The sequence below is a fragment of the Micromonospora sp. NPDC023737 genome (genome assembly GCF_040639715.1).
Lineage (GTDB): Bacteria > Actinomycetota > Actinomycetes > Mycobacteriales > Micromonosporaceae > Micromonospora.
On sequence record NZ_JBFAAL010000002.1, the window covers coordinates 545,306 to 568,089 of the forward strand.

General features: G+C 69.7%; 24 protein-coding genes. 18 read left to right on the forward strand and 6 right to left on the reverse strand.

All coding sequences use genetic code 11. The features are described from left to right. From glyA to AB0F98_RS07940, 13 genes are all read left to right on the forward strand, one after another. Positions 1 to 1,290, forward strand: coding sequence for a serine hydroxymethyltransferase (glyA, locus tag AB0F98_RS07880; RefSeq protein ID WP_357730361.1), 1,290 nt, complete (start codon positions 1 to 3; stop codon positions 1,288 to 1,290). Then, positions 1,283 to 1,714, forward strand: a complete 432-nt coding sequence (locus tag AB0F98_RS07885; protein WP_357730364.1) for a hypothetical protein — start codon at positions 1,283 to 1,285, stop codon at positions 1,712 to 1,714. Before glyA ends, AB0F98_RS07885 begins: the two co-directional genes overlap by 8 nt. A 213-nt stretch (positions 1,715 to 1,927) precedes the next feature. After that, complete coding sequence (locus tag AB0F98_RS07890) at positions 1,928 to 2,164, forward strand: AtpZ/AtpI family protein (protein ID WP_076471934.1); 237 nt, start codon at positions 1,928 to 1,930, stop codon at positions 2,162 to 2,164. Positions 2,165 to 2,175: 11 nt separating this feature from the next. Then, positions 2,176 to 2,973 carry a F0F1 ATP synthase subunit A gene (atpB, locus tag AB0F98_RS07895; RefSeq protein ID WP_076471931.1) on the forward strand — a complete coding sequence of 266 codons (798 nt, stop codon included), beginning with the start codon at positions 2,176 to 2,178 and terminating at the stop codon, positions 2,971 to 2,973. A 67-nt stretch (positions 2,974 to 3,040) separates the two neighbouring features. After that, positions 3,041 to 3,280 carry an ATP synthase F0 subunit C gene (locus tag AB0F98_RS07900; protein WP_076471928.1) on the forward strand — a complete coding sequence of 80 codons (240 nt, stop codon included), beginning with the start codon at positions 3,041 to 3,043 and terminating at the stop codon, positions 3,278 to 3,280. Between the two features lie 27 nt (positions 3,281 to 3,307). After that, the gene (locus AB0F98_RS07905; protein WP_357730369.1) at positions 3,308 to 3,847 is read left to right on the forward strand and encodes a F0F1 ATP synthase subunit B; all 540 of its coding nucleotides are present in this window, start codon (positions 3,308 to 3,310) and stop codon (positions 3,845 to 3,847) included. Next, positions 3,847 to 4,668 carry a F0F1 ATP synthase subunit delta gene (locus AB0F98_RS07910; protein WP_357730372.1) on the forward strand — a complete coding sequence of 274 codons (822 nt, stop codon included), beginning with the start codon at positions 3,847 to 3,849 and terminating at the stop codon, positions 4,666 to 4,668. Before AB0F98_RS07905 ends, AB0F98_RS07910 begins: the two co-directional genes overlap by 1 nt. A 93-nt stretch (positions 4,669 to 4,761) precedes the next feature. After that, complete coding sequence (atpA, locus tag AB0F98_RS07915; RefSeq protein WP_357730375.1) at positions 4,762 to 6,414, forward strand: F0F1 ATP synthase subunit alpha; 1,653 nt, start codon at positions 4,762 to 4,764, stop codon at positions 6,412 to 6,414. A gap of 4 nt (positions 6,415 to 6,418) precedes the next feature. Beyond that, the gene (locus AB0F98_RS07920) at positions 6,419 to 7,348 is read left to right on the forward strand and encodes a F0F1 ATP synthase subunit gamma (protein WP_357730380.1); all 930 of its coding nucleotides are present in this window, start codon (positions 6,419 to 6,421) and stop codon (positions 7,346 to 7,348) included. After that, positions 7,348 to 8,784 (forward strand): F0F1 ATP synthase subunit beta, encoded by a 1,437-nt coding sequence (gene atpD, locus AB0F98_RS07925; protein ID WP_357730383.1) that lies wholly within the window; start codon positions 7,348 to 7,350, stop codon positions 8,782 to 8,784. The genes AB0F98_RS07920 and atpD overlap by 1 nt, the downstream gene beginning before the upstream one ends. A 228-nt stretch (positions 8,785 to 9,012) precedes the next feature. After that, positions 9,013 to 10,152, forward strand: a complete 1,140-nt coding sequence (locus AB0F98_RS07930) for an LCP family protein (RefSeq protein WP_357730386.1) — start codon at positions 9,013 to 9,015, stop codon at positions 10,150 to 10,152. An 88-nt stretch (positions 10,153 to 10,240) separates the two neighbouring features. After that, positions 10,241 to 10,525, forward strand: a complete 285-nt coding sequence (locus tag AB0F98_RS07935) for a F0F1 ATP synthase subunit epsilon (protein WP_357730389.1) — start codon at positions 10,241 to 10,243, stop codon at positions 10,523 to 10,525. A 12-nt stretch (positions 10,526 to 10,537) separates the two neighbouring features. After that, entirely contained in the window at positions 10,538 to 10,993 is a 456-nt protein-coding gene (locus tag AB0F98_RS07940) for a DUF2550 domain-containing protein (protein ID WP_357730392.1), read from the forward strand. A 111-nt stretch (positions 10,994 to 11,104) separates the two neighbouring features. On the opposite strand, the gene AB0F98_RS07945 is transcribed toward AB0F98_RS07940, so the two are convergent. Beyond that, the gene (locus AB0F98_RS07945) at positions 11,105 to 11,536 is read right to left on the reverse strand and encodes a VOC family protein (protein WP_357730395.1); all 432 of its coding nucleotides are present in this window, start codon (positions 11,534 to 11,536) and stop codon (positions 11,105 to 11,107) included. After that, positions 11,512 to 12,084: a cob(I)yrinic acid a,c-diamide adenosyltransferase gene (locus tag AB0F98_RS07950; protein WP_357730399.1), complete on the reverse strand. Its 573-nt coding sequence runs from the start codon at positions 12,082 to 12,084 to the stop codon at positions 11,512 to 11,514. The genes AB0F98_RS07945 and AB0F98_RS07950 overlap by 25 nt, the downstream gene beginning before the upstream one ends. Here AB0F98_RS07950 and murA point away from each other — a divergent pair. Next, the gene (gene murA / locus AB0F98_RS07955) at positions 12,083 to 13,522 is read left to right on the forward strand and encodes a UDP-N-acetylglucosamine 1-carboxyvinyltransferase (RefSeq protein WP_357730401.1); all 1,440 of its coding nucleotides are present in this window, start codon (positions 12,083 to 12,085) and stop codon (positions 13,520 to 13,522) included. The two genes, AB0F98_RS07950 and murA, sit on opposite strands and share 2 nt — an antisense overlap. Positions 13,523 to 13,627: 105 nt before the next feature. After that, a complete protein-coding gene (locus AB0F98_RS07960) occupies positions 13,628 to 14,476 on the forward strand; it encodes a 3-hydroxyacyl-CoA dehydrogenase family protein (RefSeq protein WP_357730404.1) in 849 nt (282 codons plus the stop codon). Between the two features lie 109 nt (positions 14,477 to 14,585). Here AB0F98_RS07960 and AB0F98_RS07965 read toward each other — a convergent pair whose 3' ends face one another. Both AB0F98_RS07965 and AB0F98_RS07970 read right to left on the reverse strand, forming a co-directional pair. Then, the gene (locus AB0F98_RS07965; protein WP_357730408.1) at positions 14,586 to 15,431 is read right to left on the reverse strand and encodes an ABC transporter permease; all 846 of its coding nucleotides are present in this window, start codon (positions 15,429 to 15,431) and stop codon (positions 14,586 to 14,588) included. Beyond that, complete coding sequence (locus tag AB0F98_RS07970) at positions 15,428 to 16,276, reverse strand: ABC transporter ATP-binding protein (protein WP_357730411.1); 849 nt, start codon at positions 16,274 to 16,276, stop codon at positions 15,428 to 15,430. The genes AB0F98_RS07965 and AB0F98_RS07970 overlap by 4 nt, the downstream gene beginning before the upstream one ends. Before the next feature lie 151 nt (positions 16,277 to 16,427). On the opposite strand from AB0F98_RS07970, the gene AB0F98_RS07975 reads away from it, so the two are divergent. Continuing rightward, a complete protein-coding gene (locus AB0F98_RS07975; protein WP_357730416.1) occupies positions 16,428 to 18,434 on the forward strand; it encodes a protein meaA in 2,007 nt (668 codons plus the stop codon). Between the two features lie 41 nt (positions 18,435 to 18,475). Here the strand turns inward: AB0F98_RS07975 and AB0F98_RS07980 are convergent, their stop codons facing one another. Continuing rightward, entirely contained in the window at positions 18,476 to 18,772 is a 297-nt protein-coding gene (locus AB0F98_RS07980; protein WP_357730419.1) for a DUF1540 domain-containing protein, read from the reverse strand. Positions 18,773 to 20,055: 1,283 nt separating this feature from the next. Here AB0F98_RS07980 and AB0F98_RS07985 point away from each other — a divergent pair. Beyond that, complete coding sequence (locus tag AB0F98_RS07985) at positions 20,056 to 20,652, forward strand: hypothetical protein (RefSeq protein WP_357730422.1); 597 nt, start codon at positions 20,056 to 20,058, stop codon at positions 20,650 to 20,652. A 634-nt stretch (positions 20,653 to 21,286) separates the two neighbouring features. Here the strand turns inward: AB0F98_RS07985 and AB0F98_RS07990 are convergent. Beyond that, entirely contained in the window at positions 21,287 to 21,904 is a 618-nt protein-coding gene (locus tag AB0F98_RS07990; RefSeq protein ID WP_357730425.1) for a DUF4126 domain-containing protein, read from the reverse strand. Between the two features lie 71 nt (positions 21,905 to 21,975). On the opposite strand from AB0F98_RS07990, the gene nucS reads away from it, so the two are divergent. After that, a complete protein-coding gene (nucS, locus tag AB0F98_RS07995; RefSeq protein WP_076472317.1) occupies positions 21,976 to 22,635 on the forward strand; it encodes an endonuclease NucS in 660 nt (219 codons plus the stop codon). Positions 22,636 to 22,784 lie beyond the last annotated feature (149 nt).

Genomic DNA, 22,784 nt, shown 5'->3' on the forward strand with positions numbered 1-22,784 from the left:
GTGGACACCGTGACGAGCACCTTTTGGGGGCCGGATTTCGAGCAGCTCCGAGCCACCGACCCGGAGATCGCCGGCGTGGTGCTCGGCGAGCTGGACCGGCTGCGGGGCGGACTGCAACTGATCGCCAGCGAGAACCTCACCTCGCCCGCCGTGCTCGCCGCGCTCGGTTCGACGCTCACCAACAAGTACGCCGAGGGCTACCCGGGGCGGCGCTACTACGGCGGCTGCGCCGAGGTGGACCGGGCCGAGGAGATCGGCATCGCCCGGGCGAAGGAGCTGTTCGGCGCCGACCACGCCAACCTCCAGCCGCACTCCGGGGCGAGCGCCAACCTGGCCACGTACGCGGCCCTGGTGCAGCCCGGCGACACGGTGCTGGCCATGGACCTGCCGCACGGTGGGCACCTGACCCACGGCAGCCGGGTGAACTTCTCCGGCAAGTGGTTCGCCACCGTCGGTTACACCGTCCGGCGTGACACCGAGCTGATCGACTACGACGAGGTGCGGGATCTGGCCCGGGCACACCGGCCGAAGATGATCATTTGTGGCGCGACCGCGTACTCCCGGCTGATCGACTTCGCGAAGTTCCGGGAGATCGCCGACGAGGTCGACGCGTACCTCATGGTGGACGCCGCCCACTTCATCGGGCTCGTCGCGGGCAAGGCGATTCCGTCGCCGGTGCCGTACGCGGACGTGGTCAGCTGCACCACCCACAAAGTGCTCCGCGGCCCACGCGGCGGCATGATCCTCTGCCGGGAGTCGCTGGCCCAGCGGATCGACAAGGCGGTCTTCCCGTTCACGCAGGGCGGCCCGCTCATGCACGCCGTCGCGGCGAAGGCGGTGGCGCTGTGCGAGGCCGCGCTGCCCGAGTTCCGGGGGTACGCCGACCAGGTGATCCGCAACGCACAGGCGCTCGCCGCGGGGCTCGCCGACGAGGGGATGCGCCCCGTCTCCGGCGGCACCGACACCCATCTGGCACTGATCGATCTGCGACAGGTCGGGGTGACGGGTGCGGACGCGGAGGCGCGCTGCGACGCCGCCGCGATCACCTTGAACAAGAACGCGATCCCGTACGACCCGCAACGGCCGATGGTCTCCTCCGGCATCCGCGTGGGTACGCCGAGCGTCACCACCCAAGGCATGGAGGAGCCCCAGATGCGGCAGATCGCGAGCCTCATCGCGCGGGCCGTGCGGACCGACCCGGCGGCCGCCGGCGGCACCGACGAGCTCGCCCGGATCGGCACCGAGGTGGCCGATCTGGTCGCCACGTTCCCGGCGTACCCCCGTGGCTGAGCCCGTGGCCCGCGCCGAGCGGGCGGCCGAGGACCGGGGCTGGCGGCTGCGGCACCTGCCGGTGCTGCTGATCGCATCGGTGCTGCTCGCCGGGGTCGCGGCGGTGGTCGGCGGGGTGACCGGCGGGGCCGAGGCGGCGCTCGGCGCCGCCGCCGGGGTGGCCGTCACGGTGATCAGCTACAGCCTCACCACGGTGGTGCTGGCGTGGGCCGACGCCCGCAACCCGCAGCTGGTGCTGCCGTTCGGTCTCGCGCTCTACGTCGCGAAGTTCACCGTGATCGGCGCGGTGATGGTCGGGGTGGCCTCGACCGGCTGGCCCGGTCTGATCCCGATGTGCCTGGGTATCGCCGCCGGAGTCGCGGTCTGGACGGGCGTGCACATCTGGTGGCTGAGCACGGTCCATCTCCGACGGGCGCGGGCCTGACCGAGGTCGGCACCCACGCCCGCCGCGCCGATCGCGGCCGGCGTCCCAATTTTCGGAAGGCGCGCCGATGTGTCCCCGATCGGTCATTCTCTCGCCTGCCGAAGGGGAGTAGCGTGCATCGCGACGACTTCGCCCACCCGTGTCCCACACAACCAGGTTGTGCGGGGGGTGAGGCACAGCCTTCTCTCCTCGACTGATATCGTTCGCCCCGTCATGGCCGGTGACCAGAAACCCCCCAGCGCTGGCGGCCCGGACGATGTTCCGTCCGGTGCCGGTCAGGGTTGGACCGCGCTCAGCTACCTGATCGCGGGCATGCTCGTGTGGGGCTTCATCGGCTGGCTGGTTGACGGATGGCTGGAAACCGGAGGCATCGCCACCGGCATCGGGATCGTGCTCGGCATGGCCGGGGGCGTCGTCCTGGTCATCCGCAACCTCGGCACGCCTAAATAGGAAGGGACGCGGTGTTCGGACAGTCGAACGTCCTGGCACAGGGCGAGGTTAATTTCCCACCCAGCGTGGAGGACTTCTACCTGCCCAGCATCGCCCCGTGGGGCGCGCACAACAACTACTGGTTCACCAAGATCACGTTCATGGTGTGGCTGGCGGTCGGGATCCTGATCCTGTTCTTCCTGCTGACCTACCGCAAGCCGCAGCTGGTGCCGACCAAGAAGCAGTGGCTCGCCGAGTCCATCTACGGCTTCGTGCGCAACAACATCGCGGTCGACATGATCGGGCACCAGGGTGTGCGGTTCGCGCCGTACTTCACGACGCTCTTCTGCTTCGTGCTGCTGACGAACTTCTTCGCGATCGTGCCGTTCTTCCAGATCTCGCCGAACTCGCACATCGCCTTCCCGGCCTTCCTCGCCGCGATCAGCTACGTGCTCTTCAACTGGGTCGGCATCAAGAAGCACGGTTTCGGTGGCTACTTCAAGCGGGCCCTCATCCCGCCGGCGCCGTGGTACATCCTGCCGCTGCTGATCCCGATCGAGGCGTTCTCGACCTTCCTGGTCCGGCCGTTCTCGCTCGCCGTCCGTCTCTTCGCGAACATGTTCGCCGGCCACATGCTCCTGCTGGTGTTCACGCTCGGCGGCTTCGCGATGCTCAACGCCAACGCCCTGCTGGCGCCGATCTCGGTCCTGTCCTGGGTGATGACCGTGGCGCTCACCTTCCTCGAGTTCCTGGTGATCGTGCTGCAGGCCTACGTCTTCACGGTGCTGACCGCCAGCTACGTGCAGGGCGCGCTCGCCGAGGAACACTGATCCACTCGCACCAACCGTTGTCGTCCCGCGTGAGAGTCACGCGTGATAACCAGGAGGAACCACACCAATGGACGCTAGCGTTCTCGCCGCGGTAGAGGGCAGCACCGCCGCCATCGGCTACGGCCTCGCCGCCATCGGCCCGGGCATCGGCGTCGGCCTGGTCTTCGCCGCCTACATCCAGTCGACCGCCCGCCAGCCGGAGTCGTCGCGGATCACCCTGCCGTACGTCTGGATCGGCTTCGCCGTCATCGAGGCGCTCGCCCTGCTGGGTGTCGCATTCGGCTTCGTGTGGCAGGGCCAGGCCTAATCCCGCCCTTCGACCGGGAGGTCTTCCATGTACTCCTTCGCCGCAGAAGGTGGTGAGACGACCCACAACCCGATCCTTCCGCTCTGGCAGGAGATCGTGGTCGGTGGCATCGCCTTCATCATTCTCTGCTTCGTGCTGATGAAGTTCGTCTTCCCGCGCATGGAGCAGACGTTCCAGGCCCGGGTCGACGCCATCGAGGGTGGCATCAAGCGCGCTGAGGCCGCGCAGGCCGAGGCGAACCAGCTGCTCGAGCAGTACCGCGCGCAGCTCGCCGAGGCGCGTACCGACGCCGCCAAGATCCGGGACGACGCCCGGGCCGACGCCGAGGGCATCCGGCAGGACATCCTCGCCAAGGCGCGGGAGGAGGCCGACCGGGTCATCCAGGCCGGTAAGGACCAGCTCGCCGCCGAGCGGGCCACCATCGTGCGCGAGCTGCGCACCGAGGTCGGCACGATCGCGGTCGACCTGGCCAGCAAGATCGTCGGTGAGTCGCTCGCCGACGAGGCGCGTCGCAAGGGCACCGTCGACCGGTTCCTGAGCAGCCTCGAGAGCACGGGGGCCCGCTGATGCAGGCCGCCAGCCGGGAGTCGTACAAGTTCGCGGCCGACCGCCTCGACGAGTACGTCCGCGGCGCGGAGCCGTCGGCGGTGACCACCACCGCCGACGAGATCCTCTCCGTCGCCGCCCTGCTGCGGCGGGAGCCGCGGCTGCGCCGGGCGCTCTCCGACCCGGCCCGGTCCGGCGAGGACCGGTCCGGGCTGCTCACGGGGATGCTCGCAGGCAAGATCGGCGCAGATGCGCTGAGCCTGCTCACCGCCCTGATCTCCGGCCGGTGGTCGGCGCCGTCCGAACTGCTCGACGGCACCGAGCTGCTCGGGGTGGAGGCGTTGCTCGCCAGCGCCGACTCCGCCGGCGAGCTCGGTGAGGTCGAGGACGAGCTGTTCCGTTTCGGGCAGGTCGTCGCCGGCTCCCCGGAGCTGTCCAGCGCGCTCTCCGACGCGACGGTTCAGGCGGAGCAGCGGGCCACGCTGGTCGACCAGTTGCTCGCCGGCAAGGCCCGGGCGATCACCGGCTACCTCGTCGGGGTCGCGCTCGGCGGCTTCGGCGGTCGCTCCTTCGCCGGCGCGCTCACCCGGCTGGTGGAGCTCGCCGCCGACCGGCGGGACCGGCAGGTCGCGTACGTGACCGTGGCGGCCCCGTTGAGTGACGAGGAGGAGCAGCGCCTGGGCGCTCGGCTCTCCGCGATATACGGTCGGGAGGTATCCGTGCGACAGACGGTGAACCCCGACGTTCTGGGTGGCGTGAGTGTGCGGGTCGGTTCCGACCTGTACGACGGCACAGTCCTGCGCCGCCTCAACGAGACCCGCAACGCGCTCGCGAAGCGCTGACCGGCCCCGCCGCGCAGCGCCCTGAATGACAGACGCCATTCGGACCGGTCGGTACTAGGTATCCCGGGCCCCTGATACTTAAGGAAGCAGAGGATGGCCGAGCTGACCATCTCGACGGACGAGATCCGCGGCGCCCTGGAGCGCTACGTCTCGTCCTACTCGACCGACGTCTCCCGTGAGGAGGTCGGCACCGTCTCCGACACCGGCGACGGCATCGCGCACGTCGAGGGGCTGCCCTCGACCAAGACCAACGAGCTGCTGGAGTTCGAGGACGGCACGCTCGGCGTGGCGCTGAACCTCGACGTCCGGGAGATCGGTGTCGTCGTTCTCGGTGACTCCGCCAAGCTGGAGGAGGGGCAGCGGGTCAAGCGCACCGACCGGGTGCTCTCCGTGCCGGTCGGCGACGCCTTCCTCGGCCGCGTGGTCAACGCGCTCGGCCAGCCGATCGACGGCCTCGGCGACATCGCCGACGAGGGCTACCGCGAGCTGGAGCTGCAGGCTCCGAACGTGATGGCCCGGCAGTCGGTGTTCGAGCCGCTGCAGACCGGCATCAAGGCGATCGACGCGATGACGCCGATCGGCCGGGGTCAGCGGCAGCTGATCATCGGTGACCGGAAGACCGGCAAGACCACGGTCGCCCTGGACGCCATCCTCAACCAGCGCGAGAACTGGCGCTCCGGCGACCCGAAGAAGCAGGTCCGCTGCATCTACGTCGCCATCGGCCAGAAGGCCTCCACGATCGCCTCCATCAAGGGCCAGCTGGAAGAGGCCGGCGCGATGGAGTTCACCACGATCGTGGCCTCCCCGGCGTCGGACCCGGCCGGCTTCAAGTACATCGCCCCCTACACCGGCTCGTCCATCGGGCAGCACTGGATGTACGGCGGCAAGCACGTCCTGATCGTCTTCGACGACCTGAGCAAGCAGGCCGAGGCGTACCGCGCGGTGTCGCTGCTGCTGCGCCGCCCGCCGGGCCGTGAGGCGTACCCGGGTGACGTCTTCTACCTGCACTCCCGCCTGCTGGAGCGCTGCGCGAAGCTCTCCGACGAGCTGGGCGGCGGCTCGATGACCGGTCTGCCGATCATCGAGACGAAGGCGAACGACATCTCCGCCTTCATCCCGACCAACGTCATCTCGATCACCGACGGCCAGATCTTCCTCGAGACCGACCTGTTCAACCAGGGCGTCCGGCCGGCGATCAACGTCGGCACCTCGGTCTCCCGGGTCGGTGGCGCCGCGCAGGTGAAGCCGATGAAGAAGGTCGCCGGCTCGCTCCGGCTCAACCTGGCCCAGTACCGCGAGCTGGAGGCGTTCGCCGCCTTCGCCTCCGACCTGGACAAGGCCTCCCGGGCTCAGCTGGACCGCGGTTCCCGCCTGGTCGAGCTGCTCAAGCAGCCGAACTACTCGCCGTTCCCGGTGCAGGAGCAGGTCGTCTCGGTCTGGGCCGGCACCGAGGGCAAGCTGGACGACATCCCCGTGGGTGAGATCCGGCGCTTCGAGTCGGAGTTCCTCCAGTACCTGCGGCACAAGCACGCGGGCATCCTGGCCGGGATCGCCAACAACAAGTGGGACGACGACATCATCGGCTCGCTGGACGCCGCCATCACCGAGTTCAAGCAGGTCTTCCTCGGCAAGGAGGACGAGCGTCGGGTCAACGACGCGCCGGCCGCGCCGCTGGAGGGCGAGGAGAACCGTGAGACGGTGACCCGCTTCCGCGACGGCACGACCGACCGCCCGGCCGAGAGCTGATCCCATGGCGGCCCAGGTACGCGTTCTTCGTCAACGAATCCGCTCGGCGAAGTCGATGAAGAAGATCACCAAGGCGATGGAGCTCGTGGCGACGAGCCGGATCGCCAAGGCCCAGGCCCGGGTGGAGGCGTCCCTGCCGTACGCCCAGGCCATCACCGGTGTGCTCACGGCGCTGGCGTCCAACGCACGGATCGACCACCCACTGCTCACCCCGCGCGAGCGGGTGCGGCGGGCGGGCGTCCTGCTGGTCACCAGCGACCGGGGCCTGGCCGGCGGCTACAGCTCCAACGCGATCCGGACGGCTGAGTCGCTGATCGCCCGGCTTCAGGCGGACGGCAAGGAGCCGGTGCTCTACGTCGTCGGGCGCAAGGCCGTCAGCTACTACCGGTTCCGCAACCGGCCCATCGAGGCGAACTGGACCGGATTCTCGGAGCAGCCGTCGTTCGCGGACGCCCGCGCGGTGGGCGAGACGCTGATCAAGGCGTTCTCGGCCGGCGCGGACGACGCCGACGGCGCCGCCGGGGCGGACGGGGTGCTCGGCATCGACGAGCTGCACATGGTCTACACCGAGTTCCACTCGCTGATGACCCAGACTCCGGTCGCCAAGATCATCGGTCCGATGCAGGTCGAGGACCGGCCGCGCTCCGAAGGGCTGTTGCCGGCCTACGAGTTCGAGCCGGAGGCGGAGGCGCTGCTCGACGCGCTGCTGCCGCGGTACATCAACACGCGGATCTACGCGGCGTTGATCGAGTCGGCGGCGAGCGAGTCGGCGGCCCGGCGGCGGGCGATGAAGAGCGCCACCGACAACGCCGAAGAGATGATCGAGAAGTACACGCGCGAGATGAACACGGCCCGCCAGGCCGGGATCACCCAGGAGATCAGCGAGATCGTCGGCGGCGCGAACGCGCTGGCCGCGTCGGGAAGTGAAGTGTGATGACTGCCCCAGTAGAGACCAAGACGGCCACCGGTCGCGTGGTCCGGGTCATCGGCCCGGTCGTCGACGCCGAGTTCCCGCGCGACGCCATGCCGGCCCTGTTCAACGCCCTGCACGTCAACGTGAACCTGTCCGGCGGTGAGAAGACGCTGACCCTGGAGGTCGCCCAGCACCTGGGTGACAACATGGTCCGCGCCATCTCGATGCAGCCGACCGACGGCCTGGTGCGCGGCGCGACGGTGCACGACTCCGGCTCGCCGATCACCGTTCCGGTGGGCGACGCGGTCAAGGGTCACGTGTTCAACGCGATCGGCGAGGTACTCAACCTCACCGAGGGCGAGACGCTCGAGCCGGACGACCACTGGCAGATCCACCGCAAGGCCCCGGCCTTCGCGGACCTGGAGCCGAAGACCGAGATGCTGGAGACCGGCATCAAGGTCATCGACCTGCTCGCCCCGTACGTCAAGGGTGGCAAGATCGGCCTGTTCGGCGGTGCCGGCGTGGGCAAGACGGTGCTCATCCAGGAGATGATCACCCGTGTCGCCCGCAACTTCGGTGGTACGTCGGTCTTCGCCGGTGTGGGTGAGCGGACCCGTGAGGGCAACGACCTCATCGCCGAGATGACCGAGTCGGGCGTCATCGACAAGACCGCGCTGGTCTACGGCCAGATGGACGAGCCGCCGGGCACCCGGCTGCGGGTCGCCCTCTCCGCGCTGACGATGGCGGAGTACTTCCGCGACGTCAAGAAGCAGGAGGTGCTGCTCTTCATCGACAACATCTTCCGCTTCACCCAGGCCGGTTCCGAGGTCTCCACCCTGCTCGGCCGGATGCCGAGCGCGGTGGGCTACCAGCCGACCCTGGCCGACGAGATGGGCGAGCTCCAGGAGCGGATCACCTCCGTCCGGGGCCAGGCCATCACCTCGATGCAGGCGATCTACGTGCCGGCGGACGACTACACCGACCCCGCCCCGGCCACCACGTTCGCCCACCTCGACGCGACCACCAACCTGGAGCGGTCGATCTCCGACAAGGGCATCTACCCGGCCGTGGACCCGCTGGCGTCCTCGTCCCGGATCCTCGCCCCGGAGTTCGTCGGCCAGGAGCACTTCGCGGTGGCCACCGAGGTCAAGCGGATCCTGCAGCGGTACAAGGACCTGCAGGACATCATCGCCATCCTCGGTATCGAGGAGCTCTCCGAGGAGGACAAGGTCACGGTCGGCCGGGCTCGCCGGATCGAGCGTTTCCTGTCGCAGAACACCTACGCCGCGGAGCAGTTCACCGGCGTGCCGGGTTCGACGGTCCCGATCAAGGAGACCATCGAGGCGTTCCGCAAGATCAGCGAGGGTGAGTACGACCACTTCCCTGAGCAGGCGTTCTTCATGTGCGGCGGGTTGGATGACCTGGAGCGCAAGGCAGAGGAACTGATGAAGAGCTGATTCAGCTCAGAAAAAAGGCCGCCCCGGCATTGCCGGGGCGGCCTTTTTGTTCGCCTTCCGGCCGGTACGGTCGCCACTGCTCCGTTCCTCGCTTTCGGCGATGGCGCAAAGCCGAGGTACCGTTCAGCGCACCTTCACACCTGGTCAACGTGGATCGGTGCAACCTTTGCGAGGACGCGCGCGCCGCCTTCAGGTTCGAGGAATGCGGCGTGATGAACGGAGACAGTTGTGGCGAAGGCCGGTAAGCACGGCCGGAAGCGGTCCACCTGGCGGGGTATCCCGCGCTGGGCGCGGATCTGCACCATCTTCGGCACCGTGCTCATGGTGCTCAGCGGGACCGCCCTGGTCGGCACGGCCGCGCTCAAGGCCCGGTACGAGGGAGCCGTCGGCACTGCCGACCTCTTCGGCGACGAGGCAGCCGGCGCCACCGCTCCCCCCAAGAGCGACATCAAGGGGCCGCTCAACATCCTGCTGGTGGGCATCGACCCGCGCAATCCGAAGACGCCGCCGCTCGCTGACTCGATCATGGTGCTGCACGTGCCCGCCACGATGGACCGCGCCTATCTCTTCTCGGTGCCCCGCGACCTCTACGTCGACATCCCGGCGTTCCCGAAGGCCAACTTCCAGGGTGAGACCACGAAGCTGAACGCCGCGATGTCGTTCGGCAGCCGGGTGCCGGGGCAGAACCCGGACGCCGCCCGCGGCTTCGAGCTGCTGGCGACCACGGTGCAGGAGATCACCGGCATCAAGCGGTTCGACGCGGGCGCGATCGTCAACTTCACCGGCTTCCAGAAGATCGTCGACGCGATGGGCGGCGTCGACATGTACATCGAGCGCGAGGTGCGCTCCGAACACCGCAAGCCGGATGGCACGCCCCGGGAGAGCAACCCTAACGGTGAGGGCTACATCGGGCCGCAGGCGGTTTACACCAAGGGCAACCACCACCTCAACGGCTGGCAGGCGCTGGACTACGTCCGGCAGCGCTACCCGAAGAACGGTGTGCCGGACGCGGACTACGGCCGACAGCGTCACCAGCAACAGTTCATCAAGGCGATGGTGGGGCAGGCGTTCAGCGCCGACGTAGTGACCAACCCGATCAAGCTGGACCGGGTGATCCGCGCGGGCGGCCAGTCGCTCATCTTCAATGGCCGGGGCCACAGCGTGCTGGACCTCGCTCTCGCCCTGAAGGACATCCGCCCCGACACGATCCAGATGATCAAGCTGCCCGGCGGTCCGGTCTACAACGGCAAGACGTACAAGGGGGAGAAGTTCGAGAGCGGCGTGGACGACTTCTTCACCGCGCTGCATGACGAGCAGCTCGACGCGTTCCTTCTCGAGCACCCCAGTTTTCAGAACAAGAACAAGTAGCCGCGGCACGTCTCTCGCCACCCGCGTTGGGTAAGCGGTGGTGGCAGGACTAGAATTTGCCCATTCCGCCGCCCAGCAAGGAGACAGCGTGGCACAGCAGCTTCACGTCGAGCTCGTAGCCGTCGAGGAGAGGGTCTGGTCCGGCGAGGCCGAGATGGTCGTCGCCCGGACGACCGAGGGCGAGCTCGGCGTACTGCCGGGGCACGCGCCGCTGCTCGGCCAGCTCGCTGAGCCCGGTCAGGTGCGGATCAAGCTCGCCGGTGGCGAGCAGCTGGCGTACGACGTGGCCGGCGGATTCCTCTCCGTGAGCGCCGAAGGCGTCACGGTCCTCGCCGAGAGCGCCACCCCGGCCTCCACCGCACAGGGTCGCTGACCAGCACCGCCGATGGAGATCGTCGAGGGAATCGGAATCGGAATCGCCGTCGTCCTCGGCGCTCTCCTGATCCTCTTCGCTCGGCGAGCCCTGTTCACCCGTAGCGGTGGCACCATCCGACTCAGCGTCCGGGTCTCCACCCTGCTCGACGGCCGTGGCTGGTCGCCCGGTTTCGGTCGGTTCGTCGGCGACGAGCTGCGCTGGTACCGCTTGTTCAGCTTCGCTCTGCGTCCCAAGCGCGTGCTCTACCGCGACGGACTCGTGGTGGAGCGGCGGCGGCTGCCGGAGGGGCAGGAACGCTTCTCCATGCCCGCCGACTGGGTGATTCTCCGGTGTACCAGTCACCACGCTCCGATCGAGATCGCCATGGCACGATCGACCGTGACCGGCTTTCTCTCCTGGCTCGAGGCCGCCCCACCCGGGGCGGTCTCGTCGCGTCTGGCCGCCCAGGACTGGCCTGCGGCCTGACGACCGTCCCGCTCTCCGGTATTTCCGGGGAGCCCACCCGCTCCGGGCGGTCAGGCTTGATCCCTCCGCGGGCGGGCTCCCCGGAAATACCTCACGATGCTGGGCGCGGCGTCAGGTTCCTGTTGTCTTCCCCGGTCCGGCGACCAGTTCCACCTCGTAGCCTTGGTCGTCGGCGAGGTAGCCGGCGTACGACTGCGGGCCGCCGGCGCGGGGATGCCGGTCCGGGAAGAGCAACGTCCAGCCGTACGCGGGTGCGGTGGTGACCAGCCGGTCCACGGCGGCCGGCGGGCCCGCGTGGAAGGCGAGATGGTTCAGGCCGGGAGCGAGCCGGTCGTGGCGCCGCCCGCTCATCGCCGGGGACTCCTCCAGTACGAGGTACGTCCCGCCGAGCCGCCAGGAGCGGCCAGCCGGCCACTCCTGGAAGATCTCCCAGCCCAACTCGCTCAGAAGCCAGCTCCAGGAATGTTCAGCGGCGGCCAGATTGGGCACCCACACCTCGACGTGGTGCAGGCCGCCGGTCAGCGCTTCCCGCCCGGAACCCATAGCACATCTCCGCCCGGATTTGCCGTTCTTGACAGAATAAAGAGCAAATCGGAGAGCCGGTTGAGATACTTTGCCGGGAGAGTGCTGGTTCGCTCCGGGTCGTGGCTGACCAGCGCCCATGCAGCACGCTCGGCGCGCCGGGCGATGGTCCGCGCCACGTGCAGCAGTGCCGCACCCGCGGTGCCGCCGGGGAGGACGAAGGAGTCGAGCTTGCTCAGGCGCGCGTTGTACTCGTCGCACCAGCCCTCGAGGCGCTCGACGTACTCCTCGGTGACGCGCAGCGGCGGATACTTCGGCTCCGGCTCCACCGGGGTGGACAGGTCGGCGCCCACGTCGAAGAGGTCGTTCTGGATCGAGCCGAGCACCGACCGCAGATCGTCGTCGAGCTGGCCGAGGGCGAGTGCGACGCCGATCGCAGCGTTGCACTCGTCCACATCGGCGTACGCGACGATCCGTGGATCGGTCTTCGGCACCTGCTCGTTGTTGCTCAGCCTGGTCGAGCCGGCATCGCCGGCCCTGGTGTAGATGCGCGTGAGGTGGACGGCCATGACGCACAGCCTACGGATACCGGACCTGACGATTCCGGTGCGGCCGGGCGCGGCCGGGTGGCCGGCCACGGTCGGTCCCGGAGACGCGGGCGATTCCGCGATCAATGACGTCGACGTCATCCGGGTGCGTGGTGGCGCCCGGCTGGCCGGGACGGTGCACGTGGTCGGGGCGAAGAACTCGGCGCTGAAGCTGATGGCCGCCGCGCTGCTCGCGCCGGGGCGCAGTGTGATCACCAACGTTCCGCGGATCACCGACATCGCGATCATGGGCGAGGTGCTGCGGCGGCTCGGCTGTGACGTCCGGTTCGACGCGGACGACCCGGTCGATCCGATGGTGGCGCGGGGCGGGGTGGCCCGGTCCCGGTCGGTGACCATCGACGTGCCCGGGCAGTTGGGTACGGACGCCGACTACGACCTGGTCCGCCGGCTGCGCGCGTCCATCTGTGTGCTCGGGCCGTTGCTGGCCCGTCAGGGCTACGTACGGGTGGCCCACCCGGGCGGCGACGCCATCGGCTCGCGTGGGCTCGACATGCACATCTCCGGGCTGACCCGGATGGGAGCCGAGATCTCCGGCGAGCACGGCTTCGTCATCGCCGCCGCGCCACACGGCCTGCACGGCGCGGAGATCACGCTCGACTTCCCCAGCGTGGGCGCCACGGAGAACCTGGTGATGGCAGCGGTGCTGGCCCGCGGCGCCACCGTGATCGACAACGCGGCCCGCGAGCCGGAGATCGTGGACATCTGCACGATGCTGCGGGAGATGGGCGCGCAGATCTCCGGCGCCGGCACGTCCACGTTGCACATCGAGGGCGTGCCCACGTTGCGGCCGACGCGGCACGCCACAGTCGGCGATCGCATCGTCGCGGGCACCTGGGCGTTCGGTGCCGCCATGACCCGTGGCGACGTGACGGTGACCGGGGTGGACCCGGCCTTCCTCGAGGTCGCGCTGGACAAGCTCGTCGCCGCCGGCGGTCTGGTGGAGACGCAGAAGGACGCGTTCCGGATCCGCGTGGACGACCGGCCCTACGCCGTGGACGTGGTGACGCTGCCCTTCCCCGGGTTCGCCACCGACCTGCTGCCGATGGCGATCGGACTGGCCGCGGTGAGCGACGGAGCCTCCCTGATCACCGAGAACATCTTCGACGGGCGCTTCATGTTCGCCAACGAGATGATGCGGCTCGGCGCGGACATCAAGACCGACGGTCACCACGCGGTCGTACGCGGCCGCGAGCGTCTCTCCGGTGCGCCGGTGCGGGCCACCGACATCCGGGCCGGAGCCGGGCTGATCATCGCCGGGCTCTGCGCGGATGGGATCACCGAGGTCTCCCACGTGCACCACGTCGACCGCGGTTACCCGGACTTCGTCGCCGACCTGCGGGCGCTGGGCGTCGAGGTCGAGCGGGGCACCGCACCCGAGGAGCCGGACCTCACCATCTGAGCGCCGAGCCGCCATCGTCTCGTTGTCGCCGGTCTCACTTAGCCATCGTTCAGCGTCGCCGACTAGGGTGCTGGCAAGCACTCAATCAGGCGAGGGAGAGAGCAGATGGCGGGTCGACTCGCGGTCGTCGGGGCCGGGCTGATGGGTTCCGGCATCGCCCAGGTGGCGGCGCAGGCGGGCTGGCAGGTGACGCTCCGGGACCTGGACGACGCGGCCACGAGGCGGGGCGTCGACGGCATCCGGAAGTCGCTGGAGAAGTTCGCCGAGAAGGGGAAGATCGAGGCGTCCGAGGTCGAGGCGACGCTGGGCCGGATCACCCCGACCACCGACCTCGAGGCGGCCGCCGACGCGGACATCGTGGTCGAGGCGGTCTTCGAGCGGATCGAGATCAAGCACGAGGTGTTCCGGGCGCTGGACAAGATCTGCAAGTCGGACGCCGTTCTCGCCACCAACACCTCCGCGATTCCGGTCACCCAGATCGCGGCGGTCACCGAGCGTCCCGAGTCGGTCGTCGGTACCCACTTCTTCTCGCCGGTGCCGATGATGAAGCTCTGCGAGTTGGTCCGGGGCTACAAGACCAGCGACGCCACGCTCGCCACCGTCCGGGCCTTCGCCGAGGAGATCGGCAAGACGGTGGTAGTGGTCAACCGGGACATCGCCGGCTTCGTCACCACTCGGCTGATCGCCGCGCTCGTGGTCGAGGCGGTCAAGCTGGTCGAGTCCGGTGTCATCTCCGCCGAGGACCTGGACACCGCCTGCAAGCTGGGCTTCGGTCACGCGATGGGCCCGCTGGCCACCACCGACCTGACCGGTGCCGACGTGCTGCTGCACGCCGCGAAGAACATCTACGCCGACACCGCCGACGAGAAGTTCTTCCCGCCGGAGCTGCTCCAGCGCATGGTCACCGCCGGTGACCTGGGCCGCAAGACCGGCAAGGGCTTCTACACGTACTGACGGGAACCGGCGGCAGGCGCCGGTGGCACGCTCCCCGATCCGGGAGCGCCACCGGTGCCCGTCGGGTTCCCCGGGTGGGGGAGCGCCGCCGGCGCCTGGCGGGCCGAGGTCAGCCGTCGCGGCGGGTGGTCCAGCGGAAGGTGGTCAGGCAGAGCACCAGGCCGATCACGCACCAGGCGCCGAGGACGAGCGCGACCCGGCCCAGCTCGAACGAACCGCCCGCCTCCTGCGCCCCGAAGCCGTCCGGCAGGAAGACCGAGCGCAGCCCCTGGCACATCCACTTCAGCGGGAACAGCGCGGCCACCTGCTGCATCCAGGTGGGCAGCTCGGTGAAGACGAAGAACACCCCGGAGATGAACTGGAGCACCAGCGCCAACGGGGTGACCACGGCCGAGCCGCTGCGCGCGGTGCGGGCCAGTGACGAGATGGCGATGCCGCAGAGCGTGCAGGCGGTCACGCCGAGCACCGCTACCCAGACGAAGGTGAGCCAGCGCCCGGCGGTGGCCGGCAGGTCGAGGTCGAAGAAGGCGGCCGAGACGGCGAGCAGCAGCACGGTCTCCACCACGCCGATCGCCACCACCATGATCACCTTGCCGGCGAAGTAGACCCACTTCGGCATCGGCGTGCCCCGGTAGCGCTTCAGTACCCCGCGATCCCGCTCGATGGGGATCCAGATGCCGAGGTTCTGGAAGCTGACAGTCATCAGACCGGTCGCGATCATGCCGGTGATGAAGTACTGGGTGTAGCTGACCCCGGGGCCGATCTCGTCGTTGAAGATCGACGCGAAGATCAGGATCATGATCACCGGGAAGCCCATCGTGAAGACGACGGACTCCCGGCTGCGCAGGAACTGGGTGATCTCCAGCCGGCCCTGCCGGAGGCCCAGCGCGACCGCACCAGGGTGCCGGGCCGGAGGGGCGGCGATCGGGGCCGCCGGCTTCGTGGTGGTGCTCATCGGTGTCCGATCATCGTGAGATAGACGTCTTCCAGGGTCGGTCGGGTCACGGTCAGGCCCGGCACCTCACCGCCGAAGCGCGCGGCCAGCTCCGCCACCAGCGCCGTCGGCGTCGCGCTCTGGACGCTCTCCACCGCGTCCTCCGGGGTACGCCAGGAGACGGTTGCCAGGGCCGCCTGCCGGTTGCCGAGCTGCTCCGGCGTGGACACCTCCACCAACCGTCCGCCGGCGATCACACCGACCCGGTCGGCCAGCGCCTCGGCCTCATCGAGGTAGTGGGTGGTGAGCACGATCGTGGTGCCGGCCGCGGCCAGGTCGCCGATCAGCTCCCAGAACTCCCGCCGCGCCTCCGGGTCGAAGCCGGTGGTCGGCTCGTCCAGGAAGAGCAGCTCGGGGCGGCCGACGATGCCCAGCGCAACGTCGAGGCGACGCTTCTGCCCGCCGGAGAGGGTGTGCGTACGGGCCCGTGCCTTGCCGGCGAGCCCGACCCGCTCGATCACCTTCGCCGGGTCGTCCGCGTCGGGATAGAAGCCGGCGAAGTGCCGCACCACCTCGCTCACGGTCAGCTCGTCGAACTCGCCGGTGCCCTGGAGCACGATGCCAACCCGGGACCGCCAGTCGCCGGCCGGTGCCGCCGGGTCGCTGCCCAGTACGCGGACCTCGCCGGCGTCACGCCGGCGGAAGCCCTCCAGGATCTCCACCGTGGTGGTCTTGCCCGCCCCGTTCGGGCCGAGGAGGGCGAACACCTCGCCCCGGCGTACGTCGAGGTCCACGCCGGCCACCGCGACGTTGTCGCCGTACGCCTTGCGCAACCCCCGTACGGAGATCGCCAGCTCGTCATCCATGCCGTCAAGTGTGCTGCGTGGCGCCGGTCGACGGGAGGGCGGGGTGTGGTGGTCGGAGCCACGTCACGCCGTCCGTGCCCGGCCGTCCTCGACATGGACGTGTGTGGTTTTCCACAGCCCGTTTTACTGAACGGTAACTTAGACTCCCGCCATGGACGAGAAGGGTCTCCCTGGCTGGTTGCCCGAGCGTGACCGTCCCTGGGTGATGCGCACGTACGCCGGGCACAGCTCGGCCGCCGCGACCAACGCCCTCTTCCGCCGCAACCTGGCCAAGGGGCAGACCGGCCTGTCGGTCGCCTTCGATCTGCCGACCCAGACCGGGTACGACCCGGACCACGAGCTCGCCGTCGGCGAGGTGGGTCGGGTCGGGGTCCCCGTCGCCCACCTCGGCGACATGCGGGCCCTCTTCGACGGCATCCCGCTCGCCAAGATGAACACCTCGATGACCATCAACGCGCCGGCGATGTGGCTGCTCGCCCTCTACGGCACGGTGGCCACGGAGCAGGGCTGGGCCGCCTCGATGCTCTCCGGCACCACCCAGAACGACATCATCAAGGAGTACCTCTCCCGGGGGACGTACATCTTCCCGCCGGCGGCGTCCCTACGGCTCACCGCCGACGTCGTCGCCCACACCCTCGAGACGATGCCGAGATGGAACCCGGTCAACATCTGCTCCTATCACCTCCAGGAGGCGGGCGCGACGCCCGTGCAGGAGGTCGGCTTCGCCCTCGCCACCGCGGTCGCCGTACTCGACGCGGTCCGCGACTGCGGCCAGGTGCCCGCCGAGCGGATGGGTGACGTGGTGCAGCGCATCTCGTTCTTCGTCAACGCCGGAGTGCGCTTCGTCGAGGAGGTCGCCAAGATGCGGGCCTTCTGCGCGCTGTGGGACGAGATCACCCGGGACCGGTACGACGTGATCGACCCGAAGCAGCGCCGGTTCCGCTACGGGGTGCAGGTCAACTCGCTGGGCCTGACCGAGACGCAACCGGAGAACAACGTCCAGCGGATCGTGCTGGAGATGCTCGGCGTCACGCTGTCCCGGGACGCGCGGGCCCGCGCGGTGCAGCTGCCCGCCTGGAACGAGGCGCTCGGTCTGCCCCGCCCCTGGGACCAGCAGTGGTCGCTGCGGATGCAACAGGTGCTCGCGTACGAGTCGGATCTGCTCGAGTATCCGGACCTCTTCGCCGGCTCGCACGTGATGACCGCGCTGGTCGGCGAGATCGTCGCCGGAGCGCGGGCCGAGCTGGACAGGGTGCTGGAGATGGGAGGCGTGGTCGCCGCGGTCGAGACCGGCTACCTGAAGAGCGCCCTGGTCGCCTCGTTGGCGAAGCGGCGACGCCGGATCGAGGCCGGCTCGGACGTGGTGGTGGGCGTCAACCGGTTCACCGAGACCGAGCCCTCCCCGCTGACCGAGACCGGTGCCGAGGCGACCGAACAGATCGACCCGGCGGTCGAGGCGGACGCGTCGATCGCCGTACGCCGCTGGCGGGCCGACCGTGACCCGGCGGCGGTGGACGCGGCGCTGGCCCGGCTACGGGCCGACGCGGCGACCACGACGAACCTGATGCCGGCGACGATGGCGTGCGTACGGGCCGGCGTGACCACGGGGGAGTGGGCGGGCGCACTGCGCCAGGTCTTCGGCGAGTACCGGGCACCCACCGGCCTCGCCGGAGCCGCCGCGGCGGGCACGGATCCCGGACTCTCCGCCGTCCGGCAGCGGGTCGCCGCGACCGCCCGCGAGCTGGGCGCCGGCCGGCTGCGGCTACTGGTCGGCAAGCCGGGGCTCGACGGGCACTCCAACGGCGCCGAGCAGATCGCCGTACGCGCCCGGGACGCCGGCTTCGAGGTGATCTACCAGGGAATCCGGCTGACCGCCGGGCAGATCGTCGCGGCCGCGGTGGAGGAGGACGTCGATCTGGTCGGGCTCTCCGTCCTCTCCGGTTCACACCTCGCGGCGGTGCCGGCCGTGCTCGACGGCCTGCGCGACGCCGGGCGGGGCGACCTGCCGGTGGTGGTCGGCGGCATCATCCCGGCCCCCGACGCGGAGCAGCTAAGGGCCGCCGGAGTGGCCCGGGTCTTCACCCCGAGGGACTTCGCCCTCACCGGCGTCGTGGACGAGCTGGTCACCGTGATCCGGGAGGCGAACGGGCTGGCCTGATCTCGCACCCATACCGGTTGACCCTCGATATTCGTCGTCCCTCAGCGCTCGTCGTAGGTGATGCAGTCGGCGAGATCGTTGTCCGGGCCGACCCGGATGGCCGGGGCGCGACACTCGAGCTGCTCGTTGTGCCGGCAGTCGGCGCGCTGGCAGGCGCCGACCTGGGCGGTCAGGTCGGCCACCCCGGCGCGGACCGGCAGCTGCACGAACGTGTGGCAGTGGGCGTGGTCGGGGCTGCCGATCGTGATGGCGAAGGCGTGGCAGTCGCCGGTGTGGTTGTACGCGCACGACGCGACCACACATTCCGCGACTCGGGGCATCTGCATCGCCGCAGTCATCGCGACCTCCTTCACCATAGGGTCCCAATTATAGGTTTTTGGGATGATCCCCCGACGGTTGATCGACTCGGCTTCCTTGATCTCGGGGTGTCCTGGGCATGCCGATGCCCCGACTTCATGGAAGTCGAGTTGACCATGCGCCGGGTGTGGGGGGCTGGGTGTTGTGGCCGGTTCGTGGGGTGGGTGGCGACCACCGGCTGCGGCTGGGTGGTCGGGGCGGTTGGGCGGTGGGGCGTTTGCGTGGTGGTTAGTTCTGGGATCGGCGCCGGTCTCCGGGCTGGCTGGTTGGCCGGAGGGTTCCAGAAGGTCGTGTCGGGCCTTCGGAGGGTTGCTCGAGCCGGGTCGGGGGCGTGTGGGTAGCCCTTGGGGGTGATCGGGGTCGGGCCGGGCGGGGTTGTGTCGGTGGCCGCAGGTGGCTGATCGAACTCGGGGTCGAGGCCGGGTCGGGCCCGTGGTGGTTGATCGGGTCGGGTTGGGACCGTGGGTGGCCTCTGGGTGGGTTGATTGTCTCGGGTTGGGACCGTGGGTGGGTCGCCGAGCAGGTTGATCGACTCGGGTTCCTTGATGTCGGGGTGTCCTGGGCGCTCGGATGCCCCGACTTCACGGAAGCCGAGTTGACCATGGGCGGGGTGTGGGGGTGGCTGGGCGTGGTGTCCGGTTTGCGTTCGGGGATGCCGGCTGCGGGTGGGGCGATCGGATGGTTTGGTGGGTTCTGTGGTGTGACCGGTGGCATCCCGGGGTCGGAATCGTGGCCGGGCCGGGGGCGTTGAACACCCCTGACGGTCGGGGTAGCAGCCCCCCGCCGCCGCCGCGGACCCGTCAAGCTGGTCCGGCAGGGTCCGGAATGATGCCGGCCCGCGGCCCGTTGAACACGGTCCGGGCCACGGCCTGTGGCCGGCCCGCAAGGGCCTCCGGAAACCGGGGAACGATGACGGCCGGCCGGTCGTTGAACCCGGCCACGGCCTGTCGCCAGTGCGCAGGGCCCCCGGCAACCGGGGAACGATGACGGCCTGCCCGTCGTTGAACCCGGTCCCGGCCACGGCCCGGCGAGCCAGCCCGCAAGGGCCCCGGCAAAAGCCGGGAATGATGGTGGCCGGCCGGTCGTTGAACACCGTCCCGGCGCGGTGAAGCCCCCCGCCTCACCCCGGGACACCCGGCCCCGTGAACACCCCCCCCGTGCTTCACGCGGTGCCCTCAGACTTTCCCCCTCTGCTTTCGAAGCGCCGGTTCGTGGCGCTGACCCACACCCCCGGTGGGTCATCACCCCCGAAGGAGCTTTGATCATGAACACGATCATGCGTAAGAGCGTTCTCGGTATCGCTGGTCTCGCCTTCGCCGGTGGCATCGTCGGCGGCCCCGTCGCCGCGCACGCCGCCACGCCCGCGGTGGACGCCAAGCCCGTCGCGGTCGTGCAGTCGGATAAGAAGCCGGCCGTGGACACGGCGAAGCTGATCCCCCACGGCACCCAGGGCGCCCAGTCGCGCATCACCCTGGACGACGAGCAGACCGCCAATGTGAAGGCGATCATCGCCGCGACGAAGAAGTCCGACCTGAACGAGCGGGCCGCGGTCATCTCGGTCGCCACCAGCCTGCAGGAGTCGAAGCTGCACAACCTGGGTCACCTCGGCGACGCCAACGACCATGACTCGCTGGGTCTGTTCCAGCAGCGCCCGAGCTCGGGTTGGGGTAGCCCGGAGCAGATCACCGACCCGCAGTACGCCACCACCGCGTTCCTGAAGGGTCTGAAGCAGGTCGACGGCTGGCAGGACATGCCCCTGACCCAGGCCGCGCAGACGGTGCAGGTGTCGGCCTACCCGGACGCCTACGCCCAGTGGGAACAGCAGGCCGCCGACCTCGTCGGCCACTACTGGAACAGCTGACAACCACACAGCACACGAGCATGAACCGCCGGCCGGCACCCCGAGAGGGTGCCGGCCGGCGGCATGTCCAAACCCGACCGCCCCCAGGAGCTGAGCAACGGCGGCGCATTCCGGCCAGCGGCATATCCAAACCCGACCGGCCGCCTGGGCCGAGCAACGGCGGCGCATTGCTGTTCATCGCGAATAGAAACTGTCCAAGATCTGCGAGCAGCGCGAGCAGAAGTCCCGCGCCAGGGCGCCGAGAGAGCACACATCCGATGTCGGCCCACAGCGTCCAGCCCCGGTCACGCCTGACCGCCGCCGGCACCTGCGGCGCTCAGCCCACGTCCGCCGCCCGGCACCCGGCGCGTATCGGGGTGCAGAGCGAGCGATTGACGCCCGCGCTCGCCGGAATGCCGGCTTGGACGTGCCTGAACGGCGCCGGTGAGCGGCGCGACGCAGCGGCCGCGACCACGAAGGTATCGACGGCCGGTCAATGCCGCGCTGGATGGACGACGGCCGGTCGGTACCGCGCTGGCTGGACCACGATCGGTCAATGCCGCGCCGGCTGGACGAGGTCGGTCAGCCGCGCTGGCTGGACCACGATCGGTCAGTGCCGCGCCGGCTGGACGACGATCGGTTGGCGCGGCGTTGGCTAGACGCGGAAGCCGGCCGCCCGGGCTGCTTCCAGTTCCCGTCGGCGGTCGGCACGTCGGCGCCGGAACCAGAACCAGAATGCGAGCAGCCCGACCAGGAACAGCAGGACGAGCACCGGCAGGAGGATCGCCGTCACCGACACCAGGGCGCTGGTCGCGTCCTCGGCGGTGCTCGCCACCGGTGCGCCCACGCCGGCGGTGGTCGCGTTGATGACCGGTCGGGCGGCGGACTTGAGCAGGTGCACGCCGAACGCGATGAGCACGCCGACCGCCACGGGCACCCACTCGTGGGACCCGAAGAAGCTGCCCGGGTCGCTCACCGTGACCGTTTCGGCTGTCGAGCCCGCGCCGAAGGCGAGCCCGCCCGCGGTGGGGCGTACCACCGTCTGCACCACGTCGTTGACGTGGTCGAGCATCGGCACCTTGTCGGCGATCACCTCGACGGAGAGCAGCGCCGCCAGGATGACGAGGACCCAGCCGTCGCCCAGCCAGGCCCAGCCGCTGGGCAGGTCGATCAGGTCGGTGTACCGGGCGAGCAAACCCATGGTGAGCAGAGGGATGTAGGCGTTCAGTCCGGCCGAGGCGGCGAGGCCGGTTCCGGTGAGGAGTTCGAACACGGTCACAGCATCCCATCGGCACGCCAGTGCCGCTGGACGGTGATCGTCGGCTCCTCCGCTACCCTCGTCGGGTGCGGTTGGTCATTGCGAAGTGCTCGGTGGACTACGTCGGACGGCTCTCGGCGCATCTGCCGCCGGCCACCCGACTGCTCATGGTCAAGGCGGACGGGTCGGTCTCCATCCACGCCGACGACCGCGCGTACAAGCCGCTGAACTGGATGAGCCCGCCGTGTCGGCTGGAGGAGGCTCCGGGCGTGTGGCGGGTGGTCAACAAGGCCGGCGAGGAGCTGCGGATCACCCTCGAGGAGATCTTCCAGGACACCTCGTACGAGCTGGGCGTGGATCCGGGCCTGCGCAAGGACGGCGTGGAAGCGCACCTGCAGGAGCTGCTCGCCGCCAACCCGGAGACTCTCGGCGAGGGTTTCACCCTGGTTCGGCGCGAGTACATGACGGCCATCGGGCCGGTGGATCTGCTCTGCCGGGACGCCAACCAGGGCGCGGTAGCGGTCGAGGTGAAGCGGCGCGGGGAGATCGACGGCGTGGAGCAGTTGACCCGCTACCTGGAGCTGATGAACCGGGATCCGCTGCTCGCGCCGGTCGCCGGTGTCTTCGCCGCTCAGGAGATCAAGCCGCAGGCGCGGGTGCTAGCCACCGACCGGGGGATCCGCTGCGTGGTGGTCGACTACGACAAGCTGCGTGGCATCGAGCGCGACGAGCTGACGCTCTTCTGAGCGGGTACCCGGGTCGACGCCGACGGCTCGGCCCGGGCCTCGACACGGAACGAACCGCCGCTCCGGAGGCTCGGCCGGGGCCTCGACACGGAATCAACCACCGCTCCGACGGCTCGGCCCGGGGCCTCGACACGGAACGAAGCACCGCT